Below are 22,202 nucleotides of genomic sequence, written 5' to 3'. Positions count from 1 at the left end.
AATAGCTTTATGAAAATACTTGTAGTAGATGACGAAAAAGATGTAAAAGATCTGTTCCTGCAGCGCTTCCGAAAAGAAATTAGAAATGGAGAACTCACTTTTATGTTTGCGTTTTCCGGAGAAGAAGCCTTGCAAATGCTAAATGCGATGGAGCAGGAAGCTATTTTAATATTAAGTGACATCAACATGCCTGGGATGAGTGGTTTGGAATTACTGGAGAAAATTAAGAGCGAATATGTCGCGCCTCCTCCGGTGGTAATGATGGTAACCGCTTATGGTGACGATGAAAATTACAACACAGCGAAAAGACTGGGTGCAGATGATTTTTTAACCAAGCCGGTTGATTTTAAGATGTTAAAGGAAAAACTATTAAATACTTAAGTATGGCAAAGATATTAGTTGTTGATGATGAGGCCGATCTGGAAACGCTCATCAAGCAGAAATTCAGAAAGCAGATCCGCGGAGGCGAATACGAATTTTATTTTGCCGAAAACGGTCGCTTAGCCCTGGAAGAAATTTTACGTGAACCCGAAATTGATATCGTGATGAGCGATATTAACATGCCCGAAATGGATGGATTAACCTTGCTTACTAAGCTAAACGAATCTAGTCCATTGATCAAGGCGGTTATCGTTTCGGCCTATGGGGATATGGAAAATATTAGAACAGCTATGAACCGGGGCGCCTTCGATTTTATCACAAAGCCCATTAATTTTGAAGACCTTACGGTGACCATGGAGAAAACGCTAAAGCATGCGCAGCATATAAAGGAAACCCTTAAGGCCATAAAAGAAAATAATATTCTGAAGATGTATGTGGATGAGAATGTGCTCAACTTTATGGGAAATAAAGAATTTGAATCCACCATCATGGCGAATGAAACCATAGAAGCCACCGTTGCTTTCATCGATATCTGCGGTTTTACCGCAATAAGCGAAACGGCTCCACCGGACACTGTGGTTTCCATGATAAATTCCTACTTCGATGAAATGGTAAAGGAGATTATGGCTCAGCAAGGCTATATCGATAAATTTATTGGAGACGCTATCATGGCTGTGTTTAGAGGAGACTATCATTTAGACCGTGCGATCGATGCTTCCCTGGCTATCTGTAGCAAAATAAACGAACTTCCGGCCATGGGTGACCAGTTGCAATTTAAACCCAAAGTATCCATAGGAATTAAAAGCGGTGAGATGATCTCGGGGAATATAGGTTCTGAAAGTTTAAAGCGCCTGGATTACACCGTAATTGGTGATACAGTGAACACGGCTGCCCGTTTACAGGACGCTGCGAAAGAAAATCAGATCATTATTTCTGAAGATTGCTACGAAAAAGTTAAAGAATCATTTAAATGTAAAAAAGTAGGTGAAATCACTCTGAAAAATAAATTGGCCCCTTTGGCCGTGTACGAAGTCCTGGAATAAGTAACATATGTAACGCATAACTAACGATCGACGAACATGGAACATCAAGAACCTTTAAAAACCCCGGAAGAAACCATCCACGCACCGGATAGCCATACGGCAGATATGGTGGATCACTATTGGGGAAGCATCAATTATGTGACCAGTCTCATTAAAGCTTCCGAACTTAAGGCAGGTCTTATTTTATCTTTTTACGGAATTCTACTGAATTTTATCTACAAAAGTTTTGAAACGCTTTTTAGCAGTCCGTCCAATAATATCGTTTTATACGTGCTAATAGGCCTTTGGTTTTGTTGTACTGCCACATCTATTTTCTATTGTGTACGATGCTTTATTCCAAAGATTGAAGGGAAATTTGATAAGAATATTTTCTTTTTCGGAGATGTGATCACCAAGTTTGGAAATGTAAAGGAATTCTCTAACACCTTTTATGCGATCAGCAGGGATGAAGATCAGTTGTTTAAGCAAATGGGCGAACAGATATTTATCATTTCAAAAATTGCGGCCTGGAAGTTTAAGAATGTAAAAAGGGCCATTAGATTGTTGGGATTGGGTCTGTTTCTTTTATTGACGGTGGTGGTTTATTATTCACTCACTTCAATTTAAAGAGAAAGGTGTAACAACAAGAGATAAATAACGAATAAACTAATATAAAACCAAAAAATATGGAACAAAAGGCAAAATCATGGACCAAAACAGAATTACAAGTGTACATCTTGCTGCTTTGTGCCAATGCAGATAATGAAGAGACGGAAGCCGAGCTCGATATGATAAGGTCTAAAGTTTCGGCCGAGACCTTCGATAAGATCTATAAAGAGTTCAGTAATGATTCTGAAGAAAAAAGATTGAAAAAAATAGATAGAAATGTCCATGAACACACGTACAGCAATATGGAACTCATAGCCTTCAGAAGAGAAGTCTACGAAATATTCTTTTCAGATTGTTCCTTTACCATGATGGAAAAGAGACTGGATTGGACGCTGGACAACATTCTTTATTAAGGGCATGATCAAGTTCTTTCGTAAAATACGCTTCAACCTAATGGAAAACAACAAGACGGGCAAGTATTTAAAGTATGCCGTTGGAGAAATTATACTTGTAGTCATTGGTATTCTGATTGCCCTTCAAATAAATAATTGGAATGAAGATCGAAAGAACAATAAATTAGAAGCAAATTTTATTTCACGTCTTTTGGATGATCTATATGAAGAAGAAAATTATCTACAATCTTATATTAAATACAATACTCAGGTAAGTGATCGTGCTAAAAAAGCTATTCAATATTTTGAAAACTATGACAATGTCGATTACAATCCTGAAGAGAGCCTGATCGACCTGTACCAAGCAAGTCAAATTAGCGATGCAAGAGCTCCAAATTCTACGTATCAGGAATTAATTGCGTCCGGGCAAATAAATCTGTTGCGAAGTGACAGTTTAAAACAATCCATCATTTCATATTATGAACTAAAGTGGAATGAATCTGTCATTATTAGTCTACCCAATAGATACAGAGAGAATCTAAGAAGTATTATGCCACATATAATTCAGGACCGGATACGGTCAAATTGTGGCGACATTTATATAGGCACGCGTAGAAGCATTTCGGTTATGCTACCGGAGAAATGTGACATAGGTCTTGAACCAGAAATGGCTGATGCTGCTTTCAGTAGCTTAGTGAGAGATTCACAATTAAAAAAAGACTTGGTATTTCTTATTGGAAATTTAGACTCTAAGCTGGCGTATATTAGCTATGTATTAATTCAACTCAATGGGGTAAAACGCCTGTTGGAACATGCAATTAAATGATAAAATTCTTCCGCCATATTCGTCAACGTCTTCTGGTAGAAAACCGATTCTCGAAATATGCGCTTTATGCCATAGGGGAAATTGTATTGGTAGTGATTGGGATACTCATTGCATTGCAGATCAATAATTGGAATGAGAAAAGAAAAGAAAGAGCCGTCGAAGTCAATTTTCTGAAAAACCTTAAAGCAGATCTGGTTAGTGAACTTGAAAACAGCACCTACTTTGCCAACTATCGATTTGAAAAAGCCGAAGCCAGTGCTGCATTAATAAACGGTGAGGCTCCTCAAACGATTGAAGATGTTGAGCGCTATACTGATACATACGAACGGGTTTTTATATGGAACACCTTTGTTCCTAACAACAATACCTTTAAAGAATTACTGAGTTCGGGCAATCTTAGTTTAATCAAAAACGATTCGATAAAGAACAGATTATTAGAGCTTGACAAAACCTATGTAGCCATTGCCTCGGGTGAAGACCATATGCGAAGAGAATTCGAGACCTATCTTTACGACCCACATGCAGAAAATATGCTGGCCCTAGGATTTTTCGACCTAACAGAACCTGCTTTCGGATTTCCGAAGCGACTCTCGGCAAAGGATATTGAATCTTCGTTACACAAAAAACTAATTGAAGACGCCAACTGGCAACATCAGGACCAGAAATTTATAAACGGTTTACGACTATCATTTATGAATAATGGATACCTGGCCGGTATACACAGGGATCTTGTGAAATACATAGAAGATTTGATCTCGTTAATTGACAAGGAAATTGCAAAATGATAAGATTCTATCACTATATTAGAGAGCTAGTGCTAAAGGTAAATCGGTTCTCAACTCATGCAAATGCATTGTCAAAACTCACAGGAACAGGCTGCGCAGTAAATGCCGAGTAAGAACTGTTGAAATACTAAGGGTGTCACCCTTCTTGCAGCTCTAAAGACCAGGGTTTCTGAAGCTGTAATTTATTGGGAGTGCTATCTTGAAAACAATCTGAGCAAGGCCCATAAGAAAAAAAAATGTCAGTAATCGTTCAAGCTTTATATCGTAGAATTATAATAAAAGTTCCGGCCATTGCTGTGTTTCTTATAACGCTAATACTGTTTAGTTCATGCTCCAACAGTCAGCATGAAACAAATGCGAACGCGGTTCCGAACCCTACCTTCTCCGTGGTTGACAACACCTCTTTGGTAATCCTTGGCACCGTGCAGGACGCCGGCTCACCACATATCGCATGTAAACGGGATTGTTGTAAAGCGTTATTTAAAAATCCCGATCCCTTGAGAAAAGTGGTTTCATTGGGTTTGATCGATACACAAGCACAGCAAACCTATCTTTTTGAAGCCGGACCCGATATTACCTCACAACTGAAAGTGCTTCATACCTTTTCAGGTTTTGAACAGGAAATCCCGGATGGGATCTTTCTCACGCATGCGCATATTGGACATTACGCCGGTCTCATGTATCTGGGAAAAGAGGCTGTAAATGCTTCTGAAGTGCCCGTATTTTCTATGCCGCGTATGAAAATATTTCTGGAAACCAACGGACCGTGGAGTCAGCTTTTCACGAACAAGAACATTATTCTCAACGAAATACATGCTGAAGAAGAAATACTACTTTCAGAACATCTGAAAGTGACTTCGGTTAAAGTTCCTCATCGCGATGAATTTTCAGAAACGGTTGGATATCGAATTGAAGGACCTTCAAAATCAGCGCTCTTTATCCCCGATATCGATAAGTGGGAAAAATGGGAACTTTCAATTGTAGATGCCATTTCTGAAGTGGATTATGCCTTTCTGGATGCAACTTTTTATGATGCCGAAGAGATCGGTTACAGGGATATTTCAGAAATACCACATCCCTTTGTCATTGAAAGTATGACACTTTTTAAAGCGCTGCCTTCAACCGAAAAGAACAAAATTCACTTTATTCATTTTAATCACACCAATCCGTTACTCGACCCCGAAAGTGAAGTCTATAAGGCTGTAATTGAAGAAGGTTTTAATATCGCCCGCATTCACGATGTAATAAGTTTGTAATGTTCCCGACTCAAGATTCAGAAATAACCACCAAAATACCGCATCATGAAATCTGACTTTTCCAACCTCAAAGCCCTTTATATAAACTGTACACTTAAAAGATCTCCCCGAATGAGTCATACTAAAGCACTTATGGATGTTTCCATAAAGATTATGAGAGCCGAAGGGGTTACGGTGGAATATGTAAGATTGGTGAATCATGAACTAGCTTATGGAGTCTATCACGATATGACCGAGCATGGAGCCGAAAAAGACGAATGGCCCTCGCTGTGGAAAAAAGTTGAAAGTGCCGATATTCTGGTGATAGGAACTCCCATTTGGCTTGGGGAAAAATCCTCGGTTGCCACTAAACTTATCGAACGACTATATAGTGAAAGTGGAAGGCGCAATGATAAAGGACAGTATTATTTCTACGGAAAGGTAGGAGGGTGTATTATTACCGGGAACGAAGATGGTATTAAGCATGTCGCCATGGGGACTTTATACGCCCTTCAGCACATTGGATATAGCATTCCGCCACAGGCAGATTGTGGCTGGATAGGTGAAGCGGGACCCGGCCCCAGCTATAATGATGAAGAAAGTGATGCAAAAAACAATGATTTCACCAACCGGAATACTACCTTTATGACTTATAATTTACTGCATCTGGCAAAAATTTTAAAGGATCAGGGAGGATACCCGGGGTATGGGAATTCACGCGGAGACTGGGACGATGGCACTCGTTGGAATTTTGAAAATCCGGAATATCGGTAAGTTGCTTACATAATTAAATCACTGAATTGAAAAACAAGAAGAACCGATTTGCACGGATAGGCGTCGCCACAAAGGGAATACTCTATTTGTTAATAGGAGTACTTACAGCAATGTCTGCCTTTAAACTAGGGGGGAGAATAGCAGGTAGTAGAAATGTCATAGAATTTATTTCGGAACAATTATTCGGTAAAATTCTATTGATCTTAATTTGTGTTGGACTAAGTGGATATGTCTTCTGGCGACTAGTCCAAATATTTGGAAATTCGGAAGATGAAACTAACAAAAAAAAGAAAGTTATAAAAAAAGCAGCATACTTTATTAGTGCCTTATTTTACTCTTTCCTCATATACATAGCGATAACCATTTTATTGGGAGCTTTGGGTAGTAATGCTACCGGAGGAAATTTAATTAGAAAAGTCATGACGTCGGGAGCAGGTGAGATAGTTGCGGTTCTAATTGGATTGGTACTTGCAGGAAAGGGAATTTATGAATTCTATCATGCCTATAAAGGCAAGTTTAAGGAAGAAGTAAAGGCTTCAAAGCTGCCAAAGATTTCTAAGACATGGCTTATACGAGCCGGGAATACAGGAATCATTTCACGCGGGGTAGTAAGTTGTATCATGGCGTTTCTTTTTCTTAAAACCGCCTTTACCGGACAATTTGAACAAATAGGGAAAAAGGATGTGTTTACCTATATAAAAGAGGAGTTCGGACTTCTCATTTTGGGGATCATAGCGTTAGGATTGGCCTTATATGGAGGATTTATGATCATACGATCGCGATATGGCGAAAAACTCCTGTGATCGAAAATTAAACCAAAGCCATAGTCGGTAACCCTAATTTGCTAATAATCCTGCAGTATTAAAATTAACCGGCTTAGGTCGAAAGAAATTTCTTTCTGTACATGCCTGGAGACATGCCGGTCTTTTCTTTAAAAACTCGATTAAAACTTGCTTTAGATTGAAATCCGGAATCGAAGGCCAATCCTACAAGATTATATCTTGAATTTTCCTTGGATTGTAATTTGGTTTTTACTTCCGCTACACGATAATCATTGACCAGATTGTAAAAGCTTGTGTTCATATGGTGATTGAGCAATTCTGAAAGCTTTTTTGTGGTTATTCCTAATTGATCTGCAAGATCATTGAGTCTTAAAGATTCATTTTTGAATATCTTATTCTTCTCCATCAATACGCTAAGGTCTTGGGTATACTTTAGTACTTCACTTGAAGTCATCGCGCTGCTGCCACCCGGATGCAATACTTCACCTTTTTTAGGATGGTTGTTATGAATATTTTTTTCTCGCGGATTTAATTCAGCGAAATCTAATTTTAAATGCGATTGAAATATACCCCTGTAGCCGAACAGACTGTAGAGAATCACAAAAAGAAAAGCTATGATCGTGCCAATATTCCATGAAAGAGGAGGATATATTAATTCATACACCGAAAACAAACTATCCAGAAATATAATTACGATGAGTCCGATTAACAAAATACGATACCATATCAAATTACCCCTCTTAGTTTCAGAAAAAAATTGATGCCGTTTCTGTTTCATAACCCGCATTACGCGGAAGGAGAAATATAGGAAAGACAGGAAGAACAAATTTTCACCCAAATTTATATAATCTGCCACTACGGCATAACCTTTTCCGTAGGTTCTGAATAATTCTGTGGGAATGCTTAAGGCTACAGGAACATTTACTAATATCCAGTGTAAAAAAAATGGTATCAGGGCGACCATCAATTTCAAAACTATCTCATTTTTTGGCTCATAAAGCGACCGCAGATAAAAATAGGTAAATGGGCCCAGATAAAAGCCTACCCCATTTCCGAAGAGAAATGCAACGGAACCTAGAATTTTAGCATTATGATTGAAGGCATAATAATAGAGAAAGAAGAAAAAGCCGCTTAGAAAAAATCCGATAAGAATTTTTTTTGAAAAATCTTTGGTTGATTTTATCAAAAATAAGATCATAGAAGCCATAGTAATCATGCCTCCTATCAGTATAAAATCTACAAACATGCCCCATTCTTCCACATCGGAAAATTAGGGCATTATTTGTAAATTTACAATATGTAAAACCAGAGAGGATTATTAAATTTTTATAAATTTTAATGGTTCTAAATTTTGTGGTTTAATCAAATAGATCCCGGCCCTAAGCGATGAAACATCGATAACTCCAGAATCTGAGAAGACTCCTGAGATCACAGCTCTTCCATGTAAGTCAAATATTACATAGTTGGTAGATACAAGATTCTTAGTCGCGCTAACCTCAATATATGAATTTGCCGGATTGGGTGCTACCTTATAGGATATATACGCAGGTATTTCAATTCCTAATGTATTTTGAGTGAGTTTAATGATATAGCTATCTCTAAAAGCGATGCTATTCACTGTTTCAGAAACGTTGGGGTCGGGATTTAAGTCCACGGTTGTTTCAAAATGTGCCGCCAAATACACATTATCTGCCGCATCTAATGCCAAATCGGCGGTATCAATAAAACTTATTCCCCCGAATGCTTTAGCATCAACAAAATTCCCTTCAGAATCCAAAATACTTAGATAAGCATCTTGGGCATTCACCGATTCCTGTGATAGTAAAAACTCACTTGTCGATGGGTCAAAATCTGCCGAACCAACAAAATAACCGGTAGAAAGTACCTGTCCAAGACTGTTTACCGCAATATCATATGCGAAGACAGGTTCGTCTGATACTACTTGCCTAGCCCAACTTAAATTGCCTGCATTGTCGAGTTTCATGATGAACGCATTGGAAGCTAATAATGATTCGAATAGATACTGGTTCCCGGCTAATGGGTCGGGATCAAAATTAGTTACCCCGTCGAAGTATCCAGTAACATAGGCATTCCCCGAAATATCAGTAGCTATTCCATTTGGAAGCGTATTCCCCCCTCGCGTGTGTACAGCATTCACAAATTCTCCATCCGGATTGAGGTATAAAACATAGGTGGCAAGACTATTTAATTCGGCAGTCACAATAAATTCTTCTAAGGCATGAGGGTTCATATCGGCAGAACCTTCAAAAAATCCTGTAATGTATATACCTCCAGCATCAGAAATTACCATGTCCATGGCAAGATCAAGGTCGTTCCCTCCAAAACGTTCTCCCGATTCAAAATTTCCAAATTCATCTAAAGTGAGTATAAAGGAATCACTACCTCCCATACTATTCATTAAATAAGTTCCCACTCCAGGGTCGAAATCTACTTCTTCATAAAAATATCCCAGTATAATTACTTTTCCGGCAGGTGTTATATCAATAGCCGTAGATTCTTCATATCCAACCCCCCCGACACTTCGGGCCCAAACAAATTCACCATTCGGGTCGAGCTTTAATATAAAAATATCCAACCCTCCCGATGAAGTAAGTAAATATTCTTCAGAACCGGGATTGAAATCAACTGTGCCTTCGTACACCCCGGTTAGGAAAATATTCCCTAGATCATCTGTATTCATTGCAACAGCGTATTCGAATCCGGTTCCCCCAATTTTACGAACCCACTCGAAGTTACCATTTGTATCATGTTTTGATATAAAGACATCATAGAATCCGTTTGAAGTAAGAAATACTTCCCCAGTACCAATATCAAAATCTGCTGTATCTGTAAAGTAGCCTGTTGTATATGTATTTCCCAACCCGTCAACCTGCATTGACCGGATCACATCTTCACCTATACCACCAAATCTGCCTCCCCATTGTATCTCCTGGGAATTCATCATTAAGCCTGTTAGGATTAACATCCCTGTAATAAATTGTTTTTTACCTTTCATTTTAATCTAGTTTTTCAGTTATACGCTTTTTTAATTTATACCCTGCAAAACAATTGCATTGAAAGATCAAAAACGACTCATTGCGTCCAATGAGACGTTAAAATTTATCAATATCGAGTCATTTTTTATCAGTTCCCATGGGGCTATAAGCCTTGAAATTAAAGCGTGATACGATCAACACTGTTTAGGATGATACCTCCTATGCTCGAACAGAAATCCTAAAGGGTATGGGCGGTATCTTAGTCGATGTATACTTTTAAAAACCGAAGAATAATTAAGGGACGCTTTTATATTCTAAAAGCAATTTTTATAAAGTTTTATAAGGATTTTTTGTCATGTTTTTTAGTAGATTCGCATAAAACAACTCATGAAGTTTATTTTTCAAAATATAGCCAAAACAATAGCCGAGTGGAGACTTAGAGGAACTCCCGGAAAGAAATCCGGAAAGAAATTTGAAAAGCAACTAAATGAGGCCGCAGTCGAATTCAACCACTTCTTTAAGGAAAGCGGTTTTATCTTGCTCGGAATAATCGCCGCAGCTATTGGACTTAACGGCTTCTTACTTCCTAATTCCTTTATAGATGGCGGCGCAACAGGGATTTCCCTTATCCTAACCAAAGTTACCGGCGTGCCCTTATCAATATTGCTTATAGGAGTGAACATTCCTTTTATTATTTTAGGTTTTTCAGCTATAGGAAAACAATTTGCACTTAAAAGTCTGGTCGCCATATTCGGTCTGGCGATACTCGTTCATTTTATCAGTCTTCCCACGATCACCGATGACAAATTGCTAATTGCCGTTTTTGGAGGATTCTTTTTGGGAGCGGGTATCGGACTCGCAATTAGAGGGGGTGCCGTGATCGATGGCACCGAAGTCCTCGCAATCTTCCTCAGTAAGAAAGCCCACGTTACAATTGGTGACATCATCCTTATTTTTAACGTTGCAATCTTTGGCGTAGCCGCCTATATTTTTACCGTTGAGGTCGCGCTTTATGCCATGCTCACATATTTATCTGCATCAAAGACTGTCGATTTTATAGTATCCGGTATTGAAGAGTATGTTGGAGTCACGATCATTTCAGATTATAGCGAAGATATAAGAATAGCGATCATTGAAAAGATGGGGCGTGGCTGTACTATTTACAATGGAAAACGTGGCTTTGGAAAGCGAGGAGAAAAACTAAACGAAACCGATATTATTTACACACTCATCACCCGTCTGGAACTTGCCAGACTCCATACTGAAATTGACAAAATTGATAAGAATGCATTTTTGGTCATGCACAGCATAAAAGACGCAAAAGGAGGGATGATCAAAAAGCGACCCCTAAAATAATTACTCTTCTTCGTTCTTATTGAGGTATTTTTGTTCCAACTCGGCTTGAAATTCCTCCATCACAGGTTTTACAGTACTTTCAGGCAGATCGGCAATACGAATGTACATGAGTCCGTCTACCGCATTGTTAAACATAGGATCTACATTAAAAGCAACAACCTTAGCGTTCTGTTTAATATACTTTTTAATAAGTACAGGGAGTCTAAGACTTCCGGGTTCCACCTCATCGATGATCTTATCGAATTTATTGAGATCGGCTTCACTCTCATCGAAAATAAAATCCTTATCGGCATCCTTGAGTTTCACCTTGAATTCTTTTTTAGGATTGATATACTGCGCCACATAGGGATCGTAATAGTTCGATTTCATGAATTCAATCATCAAAGATTTTGAGAATTCAGAAAATTTATTGCTTATACTTACCCCGCCAATAAGAAACTTATGCTCTGGAAAGCGCAAGGTAGTATGTACGATTCCTTTCCAAAGCAAGAATAAAGGCATAGGCCGTTGTTGATATTCTTTAATAATAAAAGCCCTTCCCATTTCTATGGATTTACTCATCATGGGATACAATTCGGGTTCGAAACGGAAGAGGTCCTGCAAATAAAATCCGTCTATTCCAAACTTAGGAAAGATCTGTGAGCCCAGACCCATACGGTAGGCCCCGGCCAGTTTTTGAGAATCATTATCCCATAGAAACATATGATGGTAATAACTGTCAAATTTATCGAGGTCGGTAGCATTATTTGTCCCTTCACCCACTTCCCTAAATGTGATCTCCCGCAATCTTCCAATTTCCTGTAAAATATTAGGAATACGATCGGCCTGTGCTAAAAACACTTCGTAATTTTTACTAATCAACAACCGTTTGTCGTCATTGCGCAATTTGTCAATCTCTGCTTCCATAGCAGCCACGGGGATTGGGCCTGCAATTTTCTTAGGCGCCTTAGGTAGTTTGAGATTTTTCGGGATATTTTCCAGTAATTTTTTCTTCTGAAAGGGATTAGCGAGCACATAGGTCTTCTTCCGAAGAAAATCGGTAAACGCGTCCAGGGTTTCATGCTCCTGCTGGTCTTCCACAGATATTGGATTTCCAATGCGCACTTTTATAACTCTTTCTTTCTGCGTTAGCAATTCTGAAGGCAGTTTAGCAGTTCGCAAAGTATCGCTCAATTTAGCCAGACGGTAGAAGAACTTGCTATTCTTAGCATGAAAATAAATAGGAACCACAGGTACTTCAGCCTTTTTTACTAATTTCATTGCGGCTACTTCCCAGGGTCTATCTACAACAAGTTTCCCATCTCTGTAAGTAGATACTTCTCCGGCCGGAAAAATCCCTAATGGCTGGCCGTCGCGCAAATGAGTTATTGCCGACTTAAATCCCATGACACTGCTCTTCACATCCTTGCGATCCTCAAACGGATTAACAGGCATCACATAGGGCTTCAGAGGTTCTATTCGGTGTAATAAAAAGTTAGCAATGATCTTAAAATCGGGACGGAGTTCCAGTAATAATTTAAGCAACAATATTCCGTCGATACCTCCTAAAGGATGATTAGAAATGGTGATAAAGGCTCCGCTTTTTGGGATGCGTTTTAAGTCTTCTTCAGGAATTTCAAAATTAATTTCAAATTCATCTAGCAGGGCATTAATAAACTCAAGATCGCTTAGATGTTTATTTCTATCATAGATCTTATTCATGGTAGAAATATTGAGCATCTTCATCAAAAACCACCCCATAGTAGTGCCAATAAATCCAAATTTATCGACATTAATCGCCTTTGCTACTTCTTTAGCATTAACTAATCCCATGTGGTTGTTAGTATTTTAAGATGAGTCCTCCTCTATCTTCGGGTTATTCACAAAGATAGTTAAACAATCTGTACTATTCCTGAACAACCAGTTGTACGGTTTCTCGGCTCTCCTGTTTGAGTAATACCGATTTATTTTGAGTAAGGGCCTTAATTTCTGAAGGTTGCGAATGACGAACGGTAAAAAGTGTTACACCCTCATTCCATTTTACTTTAAAGGTCGAACGCAATTTGGCAAGCAGCGGCTCCAGATTATCAAACTTATTATCCACGCATACCGAAAAACTAATGGCAGAATTCTGTATAAGCTCCACCTTCATCTTGTATTGATGCAGCCACTTAAAAACATCGCCAATATTGTCTTCCATCATAAAACTGAAATCGAGGGATGAAAGCGAAATAAGTACCTGATTCTTTTTTAAAATAAAGCAAGAAGTCTGAGGATCCAGTGTCACGCCTTTACCCACACAAGTCCCGGAATCTAAAGGATGTAAAAAGGATTTTACGAATAAGGGGATCTCCTTTCGTTGTAATGGCTGTAATGTTTTGGGATGGATCACTGATGCTCCGTAAAAGGCAAGCTCTATGGCTTCACGATACGAAATATGATTCAACAGGGTGGTTTTCTGAAAATATCGGGGATCGGCGTTTAATACGCCGGGGACATCTTTCCAAATAGTTACACTTTCTGCGTTTAAACAATAGGCAAAGATCGCAGCAGTATAATCACTACCTTCCCTTCCCAAGGTTGTGGTAAAATTATTACTGCCTTCAGAACCTAAAAACCCTTGTGTTATAGTAATCCCTTTTTTGGATACCCGCTCTTCTATAGCCTCTTTGGTCTGTTCCCAATCTACTTTAGCATCCCGGTAGCCCGCATCGGTCTTGATGCAGTTACGAACGTCGAGAAATGTATTTTGTATGTTTTCTTCGGAAAGGTATGCTGAGACAATGGTAGTAGAAAGTAATTCTCCAAAACTTACCACCTGGTCATATACATAAGCGTGATTATTCGATTTTGAAGATTTTAAAAAGGCCTTCAGCTCGGCAAACCATTCGTTTACTTTGGTATATACCTCGTGAGATTTATTCGGAAATAATTCAGAAATGATCGCCATGTGGTAATCATAAATACCACTTACAGCGGCTTCCATTCCTTTCTTTTCAGAAAAATAGGCCTTAACCACCTCTTCAAAGGCATTGGTCATTTTTCCCATGGCCGAAACTACCACAACGAGATTCTTTTCATTCGTTGTTTTAAGAACGGTTACCAGATTTTTTACGCCTTCGGCATCCTTTACCGAGGCTCCTCCAAATTTGAATATCTTCATTATGCTTTGTTCAAATAATTCTTAATCTCGGGAGGCTCCATTTCTACAAGTTTCCAGTCTTCAAGAATTGAAGCTCCGGTCCTCTTATAAAAATTGACAGCCCCTTCATTCCAGTCCAACACTACCCATTGTACACGCTTCACTCCTTGTTCCAAGGCATATTCCAACACCCTGCGATACAACCTCTCGCCTACACCCTTACTCCTCATGTTTTCCTTCACTACCAGATCTTCCAGATGCACGGTTCGACCTTTCCAGGTAGAAAACCTGAAATACACCAGGGCCATTCCCACAATTTCTTCATTCACCTCAGCAACAAAACAAAGAAACATGGGATCCTCTCCAAATCCTTCTTTCTGCAATTCGGCTACAGTAACTTCTACTGCGTCGGGTTGCTTTTCAAATACAGCAAGCTCATGAATCAATTCCATTACCTCCGGCATGTCCTCTTTCAGGGCTTTACGAATCTTTATTTCCATTAGGTTGGTTTTGAACCACAAATATCGGTTCATTTTCTTAAAAATCCCGATATTTGCAGCAAATTCACGACAACACCGGACAATGGCAAAACAAAATCAGACACTTGGCGAATTCATAATTGAAAATCAAGGAGAATTTAAATATTCCAGCGGGGAGTTATCGCGACTAATCAATTCTATTCGTCTTGCCGCAAAGGTTGTCAATCACGAAGTGAACAAAGCAGGACTTGTGGATATACTGGGTGCTGCCGGTGATACCAACATCCAGGGGGAAGACCAGCAAAAGCTCGATGTGTATGCGAATGAAGCGTTTATTAAAACCCTCACCAACCGCGAGATCGTTTGTGGTATAGCGAGTGAAGAGGAGGATGATTTTATTACGATCAAAGGGCGAAATGAACTTAACGATAATAAGTATGTGGTGCTTATTGACCCGCTCGACGGGTCCTCGAATATAGATGTAAACGTTTCGGTAGGAACTATTTTTTCTGTCTACCGCAGGATCACACCTTCAGGAACTCCGGTGACATTGGAAGATTTTCTACAACCCGGAAACAGACAGGTTGCTGCGGGTTATATCGTATACGGAACTTCAACTATGATCGTGTATACTACAGGACACGGTGTGAATGGTTTTACCTTAAACCCGGCGATTGGAACCTATTACCTTTCACATCCCAATATGAAATTCCCTGAAACCGGATCGATCTACTCGGTGAACGAAGGGAATTATGTTCATTTCCCACAGGGTGTGAAAGATTATATTAAGTATTGCCAGCAAGAGGAAGAAGACCGACCCTATACATCCCGCTACATCGGATCGCTGGTATCAGACTTTCACAGAAACATGATTAAAGGTGGAATCTATATTTACCCTAACACCTCGAAAAACCCCGATGGAAAGCTACGTTTGCTTTACGAATGTAATCCGATGGCCTATATTGCAGAACAAGCCGGTGGAAAGGCCAGTAACGGATTTAAAAGGATATTGGATATTGAGCCTACAGAATTACACCAAAGGGTACCCTTTTTCTGCGGAAGCAAACGAATGGTTGAAACCGCCGAAGAATTTATGCGTAAGGCCGAAAAAGGGGAGTCTAATTAATCTCTGTTTAGCAGATACCGGTAATCCTCAAGATTAAGACCTCCCTGATAGATCTCAATTGATCTTTTAATGAGTTTGGCTGCCAATTCATTTGTGTAACCCAACCCTATAGCATACTTCTCTACTAAACCGCGTTCTTCATCATCAATTTCATGGTCGGCAAAGATCATTTCAAACAGATCGTGCATACGCTCTAAACGTTTTTCAGAAGAGTTTGGCGGATTGATTGGAAAACGTTTCGGATTTTTTAAAACTTCGGCATATTCAGCTTCGGATATGTCCAGTTTTCTCGCAAATCTTTTCAACAGTCGTTCTTCATGCTCATTTAACTCACCGTCAATGGCAGCAATATTAGCAATAGAGGCAAAATGTCCTAAGTTTCTTGAATGCTCTCCGCTTTCAAATAGATCTCTAAATGTCATAGTTACTTTTTATGCTACAAATATAAAACTTTTGCCCACCAAGTTGATTACTCCGCTTCATTTTTGTGAGAACAAATGCTGAAAAAATTTTCATCCCTAAACTTTTCTTAATATAGGTCGAATGCAAAAAGTGATTTAGTATTTTTAAAAAGTTCGCAAAAGAAAAATGAATCAACCGCTACTAGTTTTTAATGAATCGGGAATTTATTGTCAGCAGGCAGATGTTTATATAGATGCTTGGAAACCGGTAAATAAATGTATCGTAACTCATGGTCATGCCGATCACAGTCGTTGGGGGCATAAAAAATACATTACCCACCATAATAATGTTCCTATTATTAAACATCGATTAGGTGAAATTACGGTGAGCGGTAAAAAATGGAACGAATCCTTCACTATAAACGGAGTTCGATTTTCACTCCATCCAGCGGGTCATATTGTGGGTTCTTCACAGGTGAGAGTAGAATATAAAGGTGAAGTGTGGGTGTTTACCGGAGATTTTAAAACTGAAGATGACGGACTCGCAGAACCCTATATCCCCATTAAATGCCACACCTTCATAACCGAATCAACTTTCGGTCTCCCGGCTTTCAAATGGGAGCCACAATCTTCGGTATTTAACGATATAAATACCTGGTGGAGTATCAATAAGCAAGAGGGTAAGACATCCGTACTCTTTGGATACAGTTTGGGGAAAGCGCAACGCTTGCTTCACGGATTAGACACCTCCATTGGCAAAATATATACACATGGCGCGGTGGAGAACATGACCGACGTACTTCGTCCCATGTATCGCTTACCGGAAACCATTCGAATTACAAGAGATACGTCTAAAGAGGAGCTCAAGGGCAATATTGTAATTGCTCCTCCCAGTGCGCATGGCGGCACCTGGATTAGAAAAATGGTTCCCTTTACCACTGCTTCTGCGAGTGGCTGGATGACCTTTAGAGGAGCGAGAAGACGGAGAGCCATTGATAAGGGATTTGTGTTAAGTGATCACGCAGATTGGGATGGTTTGTTACAATCAATTGAAAATACGCAATGTGAAAAGGTAATTGCAACGCACGGTTATACCGAAATATTTGCCCGGTATCTTCGGGAGGAACTTGGCATGGATGCCCGCACCCAACAAACTCAATTTGAAGAAGAAGGTGCCGAAGTGGGTTCAAAAACAGAAAGTGGGGTTCATGAATGAAAGCATTTGCAGCACTCATAAAAACACTGGACAGTACCAACAAAACTACGTTAAAGGTAAATGCCCTTACCGAGTATTTTCTGGCTGCATCAGAACAAGATAAACTTTGGACAATTGCCATTCTTTCGCATAGAAGACCAAAACGGCCTGTAAATACTACCCTCCTACGGGAATGGGCCACCGAAATAAGCGGAATTCCCTCTTGGTTATTCGAAGAAAGTTATCATATCGTGGGTGATCTGGCCGAAACTATCGCGCTTATTCTTCCCGCGTCTAAAGCTGAGTCCGATAAATCCTTGTCTGCTTATATTGAAGAAATAATTCAATTGAAGACCCTTCCGGATGCTGAAAAAAAAATCTATTTACAGGAAAATTGGTTAAAACTCAATTATTTTGAGCGATTTGTATTCAATAAGATAATCACCGGAGGATTCCGAATTGGAGTCAGTCAGAAATTAATGACACGCGCCCTTTCTAAAGCCACCCAAATTGATGAAGACATCCTGGCTTACAAATTAATGGGAAACTGGAGCCCCCAGTCTACGTCATTTCGAGAACTTATATTGGAAGAGAACGAAGCCGATTATCTTTCTAAACCGTATCCATTTTATCTCGCTTACGCTGTAGAAGAAAACTTTAAAGAAACCATGGGAGATATCAGTAACTGGAGTTTTGAACACAAATGGGATGGGATACGGGCTCAGGTAATAATTAGAAATGATGAAGTCTTTGTATGGTCCCGTGGTGAAGAGCTGGTCACCGATAAATATCCTGAATTTCAAAATTTTATTGGCGCTATTCCCAACGGAACGGTCCTCGATGGTGAAATTCTTCCGTTTAAGAATAAAAAAATTGGCAATTTCAATGCCTTACAAACTCGAATTGGACGAAAGAATATTACAAAGGCATTGCTAGATAAAACCCCGGTGATTTTAACCGCCTACGACCTTTTAGAATGGCAAGGGAAAGATATAAGAAATAAGTCATTTTCTGAAAGACGAAAATTGCTCGATGCCCTTATTTCCAATTGTGATTGTGACGCCATAGGGTTATATTTAAGTAATACTATGAATTTCAACTCGTGGGAAGATGCCGGTAAAGAACGTGCATTGTCGAGAGAGAAGCGCAGTGAAGGTCTCATGATTAAAAGAAAAGACTCCCCTTACTTAGTAGGACGAAAAAAGGGAGACTGGTGGAAATGGAAAATTGACCCCTTTACCATTGATGCAGTACTTACTTATGCGATGCGGGGTCATGGTCGCCGGGCAAATTTATTTACAGACTATACTTTTGGCTTGTGGGATAATGGAGAACTGGTAACCTTTGCAAAAGCGTATTCCGGTCTCACCGACGCAGAATTCAGACAAGTTGATGCCTGGATCAAAAAAAATACGATAGAACGGTTTGGCCCGGTAAGAAGTGTTACCCCGCATCATGTATTCGAGATCGCTTTTGAAGGAATAGCCGAAAGCAAACGCCATAAAAGTGGGGTTGCAACACGTTTCCCTCGTATTCTTCGCTGGAGAAAAGACAAGCCTATTGAAGAGGCGAATACATTATCCGATCTTAAAGCTCTTATACCATATTGAAAGCTCTTATAGATATAGCCGAAAATTGGTTTCAGCGTCAAGGGTGGAAACCGTTTCCATTTCAAAAAAAAACATGGAAAGCATTTCTTCAAGGTAAACACGGATTACTGAACGCTGCTACGGGAAGCGGTAAAACATATGCGCTATGGATACCTATTGTACTTAATTATACAAGAGAAAATCCAGAGTATAAAGTAAATAAAACCAAGGGAATAAAAGCCATTTGGATTACTCCGTTACGAGCGCTTTCGGTGGAAATACAGCAGGCAGCACAACGATTTGCAGATGATCTGGAAACTGGACTCACTGTGGGAATAAGAACAGGCGACACATCCCAAAGTGAGCGTGCCAGACAAAAAAGAAACATGCCCGATCTGCTTATAACAACCCCAGAAAGCCTAATGTTATTGCTTGCCTCTAAAGGCTACGAAAAAATGTTCACGACTCTAACAGCTGTAGTTGTGGACGAATGGCATGAACTGCTTGGAAGTAAACGGGGCGTACAACTGGAATTGGGTCTTTCCCGATTAAAAGCAATATGTCCAAAGCTACGTATATGGGGTATTTCGGCGACAATCGGAAATTTGGAACAGGCACAAGATGTACTTCTCGGTAAGGACGACAGTTTTAGAGCCAATTCGGTACTCATCAGATCTTCTAAAAAGAATAAGATCGTGGTGCGGTCAATTATTCCTAAGAAAATGGAGAATTTTCCATGGCGCGGACATCTGGGATTACATTTACTCGATGCAGTCATTCCTATCATAAAAAAGAGTAAAACCACCCTGATCTATACAAATACCCGAGGCCAATGCGAAATTTGGTTTCAAAAGATACTGGAAAAATACCCCGAATTTGCTGGCGAAATAGCCATGCACCACGGAAGTATTGCCAAAGATACCCGTTTATGGGTAGAGCAGGCTATACGAAATGAATCGTTGTCTGCTGTGGTGGCGACATCAAGTTTGGATCTAGGTGTGGATTTCGCCCCTGTGGAAACCATTATACAGATTGGCGGTCCTAAAGGGATAGCAAAATTTGTACAGCGCGCAGGGCGGAGTAACCACCGTCCCGATGAAGCTTCAGTCATTTATTTTTTGCCAACGCACGCTTTAGAATTGATTGAGGCATCGGCATTAAAACGAGCAGTAAAACATGAGATCATGGAAGATCGCATTCCGTATTTACTCGCTTTCGATGTATTAATACAGTATTTGGTCACGCTTGCTGTAAGTGATGGATTCTATCCTAAAAAAATCTACTCTGAAATAAAGCAGACATTTTGTTTTCAGGATATTACAGAAGAGCAATGGAGATGGTGTCTCAATTTTATAACGATTGGAAGTCAGAGTCTACAGGCTTATGATGAATACAAACGAGTAGAAGTGAAACCCAACGGATTGTTTAAAGTGGAAAGCCGAAGGACGGCAATGATGCATAGATTATCCATTGGTACGATTGTAAGTGATACCATGCTCACGGTAAAATTCGTGGGAGGAGGGTTTATTGGCACTATAGAAGAGTGGTTTATAGGAAAACTTAAACCGGGGGATACTTTTGTCTTTGCCGGTAGAACTCTCGAATTAGTGCGTTTGCGACAGATGGTCGCACAGGTTCGAAGATCGGTTAAAAAGTCGGCCAACATCGTTAGCTTTATGGGCGGTCGAATGACCCTGTCTTCCCAAATGAGTGAAATATTACGAGAAGAACTACAAAGCGAAGCCGAACACAAGAAGAAAACTCCCGAGCTCAAAGCGCTTAGCTCATTGTTTGAGAGGCAGGAGATGGAATCTATTGTCCCCGGCGAACATGAGTTCTTAATAGAAACTTTTAAAACCAGAGAAGGGCATCACAGCCTTTTTTATCCCTTTGAGGGTCGTTATGTACATGAAGCCATGAGTAGTCTAATTGCTTACCGCTTAAGTTTGTTACATCCAATTACATTTTCAATAGCTTATAACGATTATGGATTTGAGTTATTAAGTGACCAACCATTGGACATTCAACAATTAATTGACAACAATCTTTTTAGTTCTGAATATTTATTTGATGACCTTCAGAAAAGTTTAAATGCGACCGAACTGGCCAGACGAAAGTTTAGGGACATCGCTGTCATATCGGGACTGGTTTTTCAAGGGTATCCTAACAGAATAGTAAAAACGAAACATTTGCAAAGCAATAGTCAGTTGCTGTTTGATGTTTTCAGAGATTACGAACCGGAAAATCTTCTCTATCTTCAGTCCTTTAGGGAAACCTTTGAGCATCAATTAGAGGAAGGAAGACTTCGAATTGCCTTAAACAGAATAATGAAGCAAGAAATCATCTGGAAGAAGTGTAAAAAGCCCACTCCGTTCAGTTTTCCAATTATAACCGATCGACTTCGGGAAAAGCTGTCTTCTGAAAAGCTTAAAGACCGAATTTCAAGAATGAAATTACAACTGGAGAAATGATGTATACCATTAAGATATTAAATCAAGAATTTCAACTTCATTCAAGTGGAGCTATCTACTGGAAGAAGGAAAAAATGCTACTGATTGCAGATGTACATTTAGGAAAGGTTAGTCATTTTAGAAAATTCGGTGCTGCAGTCCCGGCGAAAGCCTCCCTAAGCAACTTTAGGAAACTGGAACATCTTATTACAGAGTTACAGCCTAAAACCATTTGTTTTCTGGGTGATCTCTTTCACAGCAGCCTTAATTCTGAATGGAATATCTTTCAGAAATGGGTGCAGCATACCTCGTGTGAGATTATTTTAATAGAAGGCAATCACGACATCATTGATCCCATTAGATATGAAGCCATGGGAGTATCCGTATTCCGTGAAATGAGGTTACATGGGTTCTTATTAACCCACCACCCAACCGTCGAGTCTGGAATGTTCAATTTTTCAGGGCACATACACCCGGGTATCACTATGATTGGATCTGGCAGACAACGCTTAACATTATCTTGTTTTTATGAGACCGAAAACCAACTAATTCTTCCTGCGTTTGGGACCTTTACGGGTAAATACAGACTCCGACCGGGGAAAAATGATCGCGTATACGTCATTGCAGACAATGAAGTAATTTGCGTCACTTAATCCATTTTTAAAATTGTATTTTTAATACTC

21 protein-coding genes are annotated in these 22,202 nt (G+C 39.6%); 15 read left to right on the top strand and 6 right to left on the bottom strand.

Annotation, left to right across the window (positions count from 1 at the left end):
- Positions 1-9 precede the first annotated feature (9 nt).
- From ALE3EI_RS05550 to ALE3EI_RS05510, 9 genes are all read left to right on the top strand, one after another.
- Positions 10-381 carry a response regulator gene (locus tag ALE3EI_RS05550; RefSeq protein WP_186991751.1) on the top strand — a complete coding sequence of 124 codons (372 nt, stop codon included), beginning with the start codon at positions 10-12 and terminating at the stop codon, positions 379-381.
- Between the two features lie 2 nt (positions 382-383).
- Entirely contained in the window at positions 384-1,424 is a 1,041-nt protein-coding gene (locus ALE3EI_RS05545) for an adenylate/guanylate cyclase domain-containing response regulator (protein WP_186991749.1), read from the top strand.
- A 36-nt stretch (positions 1,425-1,460) separates the two neighbouring features.
- Positions 1,461-2,030, top strand: coding sequence for a Pycsar system effector family protein (locus ALE3EI_RS05540; RefSeq protein ID WP_186991747.1), 570 nt, complete (start codon positions 1,461-1,463; stop codon positions 2,028-2,030).
- Between the two features lie 59 nt (positions 2,031-2,089).
- Positions 2,090-2,425 carry a hypothetical protein gene (locus ALE3EI_RS05535; protein WP_186991746.1) on the top strand — a complete coding sequence of 112 codons (336 nt, stop codon included), beginning with the start codon at positions 2,090-2,092 and terminating at the stop codon, positions 2,423-2,425.
- Positions 2,426-2,465: 40 nt separating this feature from the next.
- Positions 2,466-3,230, top strand: a complete 765-nt coding sequence (locus tag ALE3EI_RS05530; protein ID WP_186992388.1) for a DUF6090 family protein — start codon at positions 2,466-2,468, stop codon at positions 3,228-3,230.
- Positions 3,227-4,015: a DUF6090 family protein gene (locus ALE3EI_RS05525; protein WP_186991744.1), complete on the top strand. Its 789-nt coding sequence runs from the start codon at positions 3,227-3,229 to the stop codon at positions 4,013-4,015. The genes ALE3EI_RS05530 and ALE3EI_RS05525 overlap by 4 nt, the downstream gene beginning before the upstream one ends.
- A 236-nt stretch (positions 4,016-4,251) precedes the next feature.
- A complete protein-coding gene (locus tag ALE3EI_RS05520) occupies positions 4,252-5,271 on the top strand; it encodes an MBL fold metallo-hydrolase (RefSeq protein ID WP_186991742.1) in 1,020 nt (339 codons plus the stop codon).
- A gap of 45 nt (positions 5,272-5,316) precedes the next feature.
- Positions 5,317-6,024 carry a flavodoxin family protein gene (locus ALE3EI_RS05515; RefSeq protein ID WP_222614548.1) on the top strand — a complete coding sequence of 236 codons (708 nt, stop codon included), beginning with the start codon at positions 5,317-5,319 and terminating at the stop codon, positions 6,022-6,024.
- A gap of 26 nt (positions 6,025-6,050) precedes the next feature.
- A complete protein-coding gene (locus tag ALE3EI_RS05510) occupies positions 6,051-6,827 on the top strand; it encodes a DUF1206 domain-containing protein (RefSeq protein ID WP_186991740.1) in 777 nt (258 codons plus the stop codon).
- 73 nt (positions 6,828-6,900) lie between these two features.
- Here ALE3EI_RS05510 and ALE3EI_RS05505 read toward each other — a convergent pair whose 3' ends face one another.
- On the bottom strand, positions 6,901-8,052 hold the full coding sequence (locus ALE3EI_RS05505) for a helix-turn-helix domain-containing protein (protein WP_186991739.1): 1,152 nt from the start codon (positions 8,050-8,052) through the stop codon (positions 6,901-6,903).
- Between the two features lie 72 nt (positions 8,053-8,124).
- Complete coding sequence (locus ALE3EI_RS05500) at positions 8,125-9,822, bottom strand: T9SS type A sorting domain-containing protein (RefSeq protein WP_186991737.1); 1,698 nt, start codon at positions 9,820-9,822, stop codon at positions 8,125-8,127.
- 367 nt (positions 9,823-10,189) lie between these two features.
- On the opposite strand from ALE3EI_RS05500, the gene ALE3EI_RS05495 reads away from it, so the two are divergent.
- Positions 10,190-11,158, top strand: a complete 969-nt coding sequence (locus tag ALE3EI_RS05495) for a YitT family protein (RefSeq protein WP_186991735.1) — start codon at positions 10,190-10,192, stop codon at positions 11,156-11,158.
- Here the strand turns inward: ALE3EI_RS05495 and ALE3EI_RS05490 are convergent, their stop codons facing one another.
- The 3 genes from ALE3EI_RS05490 to ALE3EI_RS05480 all read right to left on the bottom strand — a co-directional run bounded on the left by ALE3EI_RS05490 (position 11,159) and on the right by ALE3EI_RS05480 (position 14,779).
- Positions 11,159-12,970 (bottom strand): GNAT family N-acyltransferase, encoded by a 1,812-nt coding sequence (locus tag ALE3EI_RS05490; protein ID WP_186991733.1) that lies wholly within the window; start codon positions 12,968-12,970, stop codon positions 11,159-11,161. It lies immediately after the preceding gene.
- 73 nt (positions 12,971-13,043) lie between these two features.
- On the bottom strand, positions 13,044-14,300 hold the full coding sequence (locus ALE3EI_RS05485) for an aspartate kinase (protein ID WP_186991731.1): 1,257 nt from the start codon (positions 14,298-14,300) through the stop codon (positions 13,044-13,046).
- On the bottom strand, positions 14,300-14,779 hold the full coding sequence (locus tag ALE3EI_RS05480; RefSeq protein ID WP_186991729.1) for a GNAT family N-acetyltransferase: 480 nt from the start codon (positions 14,777-14,779) through the stop codon (positions 14,300-14,302). Before ALE3EI_RS05480 ends, ALE3EI_RS05485 begins: the two co-directional genes overlap by 1 nt.
- An 82-nt stretch (positions 14,780-14,861) precedes the next feature.
- On the opposite strand from ALE3EI_RS05480, the gene fbp reads away from it, so the two are divergent.
- Complete coding sequence (fbp, locus tag ALE3EI_RS05475; RefSeq protein ID WP_186991727.1) at positions 14,862-15,884, top strand: class 1 fructose-bisphosphatase; 1,023 nt, start codon at positions 14,862-14,864, stop codon at positions 15,882-15,884.
- On the opposite strand, the gene ALE3EI_RS05470 is transcribed toward fbp, so the two are convergent.
- Positions 15,881-16,306 carry a tellurite resistance TerB family protein gene (locus ALE3EI_RS05470; RefSeq protein ID WP_186991726.1) on the bottom strand — a complete coding sequence of 142 codons (426 nt, stop codon included), beginning with the start codon at positions 16,304-16,306 and terminating at the stop codon, positions 15,881-15,883. The genes fbp and ALE3EI_RS05470 overlap by 4 nt on opposite strands.
- 166 nt (positions 16,307-16,472) lie before the next feature.
- On the opposite strand from ALE3EI_RS05470, the gene ALE3EI_RS05465 reads away from it, so the two are divergent.
- The 4 genes from ALE3EI_RS05465 to pdeM are packed head-to-tail and all read left to right on the top strand — an operon-like array spanning position 16,473 to position 22,172.
- Entirely contained in the window at positions 16,473-17,501 is a 1,029-nt protein-coding gene (locus tag ALE3EI_RS05465) for a ligase-associated DNA damage response exonuclease (protein ID WP_186991724.1), read from the top strand.
- Positions 17,498-19,090, top strand: a complete 1,593-nt coding sequence (locus tag ALE3EI_RS05460; protein WP_186991722.1) for an ATP-dependent DNA ligase — start codon at positions 17,498-17,500, stop codon at positions 19,088-19,090. The genes ALE3EI_RS05465 and ALE3EI_RS05460 overlap by 4 nt, the downstream gene beginning before the upstream one ends.
- Positions 19,087-21,540: a ligase-associated DNA damage response DEXH box helicase gene (locus ALE3EI_RS05455; RefSeq protein WP_394367148.1), complete on the top strand. Its 2,454-nt coding sequence runs from the start codon at positions 19,087-19,089 to the stop codon at positions 21,538-21,540. Before ALE3EI_RS05460 ends, ALE3EI_RS05455 begins: the two co-directional genes overlap by 4 nt.
- Complete coding sequence (pdeM, locus tag ALE3EI_RS05450; protein ID WP_186991720.1) at positions 21,537-22,172, top strand: ligase-associated DNA damage response endonuclease PdeM; 636 nt, start codon at positions 21,537-21,539, stop codon at positions 22,170-22,172. Before ALE3EI_RS05455 ends, pdeM begins: the two co-directional genes overlap by 4 nt.
- The last annotated feature ends 30 nt before the right edge of the window (positions 22,173-22,202 follow it).

The sequence above is a fragment of the Constantimarinum furrinae genome (assembly GCF_014295415.1).
GTDB classification, from domain to species: domain Bacteria; phylum Bacteroidota; class Bacteroidia; order Flavobacteriales; family Flavobacteriaceae; genus Constantimarinum; species Constantimarinum furrinae.
This window is presented reverse-complemented; position numbering and strand designations above follow the sequence as displayed.

Excerpts from the sequence above, each read along its gene's own strand:
- ALE3EI_RS05550 (WP_186991751.1), top strand. The coding sequence starts at position 10 with ATGAAAATACTTGTAGTAGATGACGAAAAAGATGTAAAAGATCTGTTC.
- ALE3EI_RS05545 (WP_186991749.1), top strand. The coding sequence starts at position 384 with ATGGCAAAGATATTAGTTGTTGATGATGAGGCCGATCTGGAAACGCTC.
- ALE3EI_RS05540 (WP_186991747.1), top strand. The coding sequence starts at position 1,461 with ATGGAACATCAAGAACCTTTAAAAACCCCGGAAGAAACCATCCACGCA.
- ALE3EI_RS05535 (WP_186991746.1), top strand. The coding sequence starts at position 2,090 with ATGGAACAAAAGGCAAAATCATGGACCAAAACAGAATTACAAGTGTAC.
- ALE3EI_RS05530 (WP_186992388.1), top strand. The coding sequence starts at position 2,466 with ATGGAAAACAACAAGACGGGCAAGTATTTAAAGTATGCCGTTGGAGAA.
- ALE3EI_RS05525 (WP_186991744.1), top strand. The coding sequence starts at position 3,227 with ATGATAAAATTCTTCCGCCATATTCGTCAACGTCTTCTGGTAGAAAAC.
- ALE3EI_RS05520 (WP_186991742.1), top strand. The coding sequence starts at position 4,252 with ATGTCAGTAATCGTTCAAGCTTTATATCGTAGAATTATAATAAAAGTT.
- ALE3EI_RS05515 (WP_222614548.1), top strand. The coding sequence starts at position 5,317 with ATGAAATCTGACTTTTCCAACCTCAAAGCCCTTTATATAAACTGTACA.
- ALE3EI_RS05505 (WP_186991739.1), bottom strand. The coding sequence starts at position 8,052 with ATGTTTGTAGATTTTATACTGATAGGAGGCATGATTACTATGGCTTCT.
- ALE3EI_RS05500 (WP_186991737.1), bottom strand. The coding sequence starts at position 9,822 with ATGAAAGGTAAAAAACAATTTATTACAGGGATGTTAATCCTAACAGGC.
- ALE3EI_RS05495 (WP_186991735.1), top strand. The coding sequence starts at position 10,190 with ATGAAGTTTATTTTTCAAAATATAGCCAAAACAATAGCCGAGTGGAGA.
- ALE3EI_RS05490 (WP_186991733.1), bottom strand. The coding sequence starts at position 12,970 with ATGGGATTAGTTAATGCTAAAGAAGTAGCAAAGGCGATTAATGTCGAT.
- ALE3EI_RS05485 (WP_186991731.1), bottom strand. The coding sequence starts at position 14,300 with ATGAAGATATTCAAATTTGGAGGAGCCTCGGTAAAGGATGCCGAAGGC.
- ALE3EI_RS05480 (WP_186991729.1), bottom strand. The coding sequence starts at position 14,779 with ATGGAAATAAAGATTCGTAAAGCCCTGAAAGAGGACATGCCGGAGGTA.
- fbp (WP_186991727.1), top strand. The coding sequence starts at position 14,862 with ATGGCAAAACAAAATCAGACACTTGGCGAATTCATAATTGAAAATCAA.
- ALE3EI_RS05470 (WP_186991726.1), bottom strand. The coding sequence starts at position 16,306 with ATGACATTTAGAGATCTATTTGAAAGCGGAGAGCATTCAAGAAACTTA.
- ALE3EI_RS05465 (WP_186991724.1), top strand. The coding sequence starts at position 16,473 with ATGAATCAACCGCTACTAGTTTTTAATGAATCGGGAATTTATTGTCAG.
- ALE3EI_RS05460 (WP_186991722.1), top strand. The coding sequence starts at position 17,498 with ATGAAAGCATTTGCAGCACTCATAAAAACACTGGACAGTACCAACAAA.
- pdeM (WP_186991720.1), top strand. The coding sequence starts at position 21,537 with ATGATGTATACCATTAAGATATTAAATCAAGAATTTCAACTTCATTCA.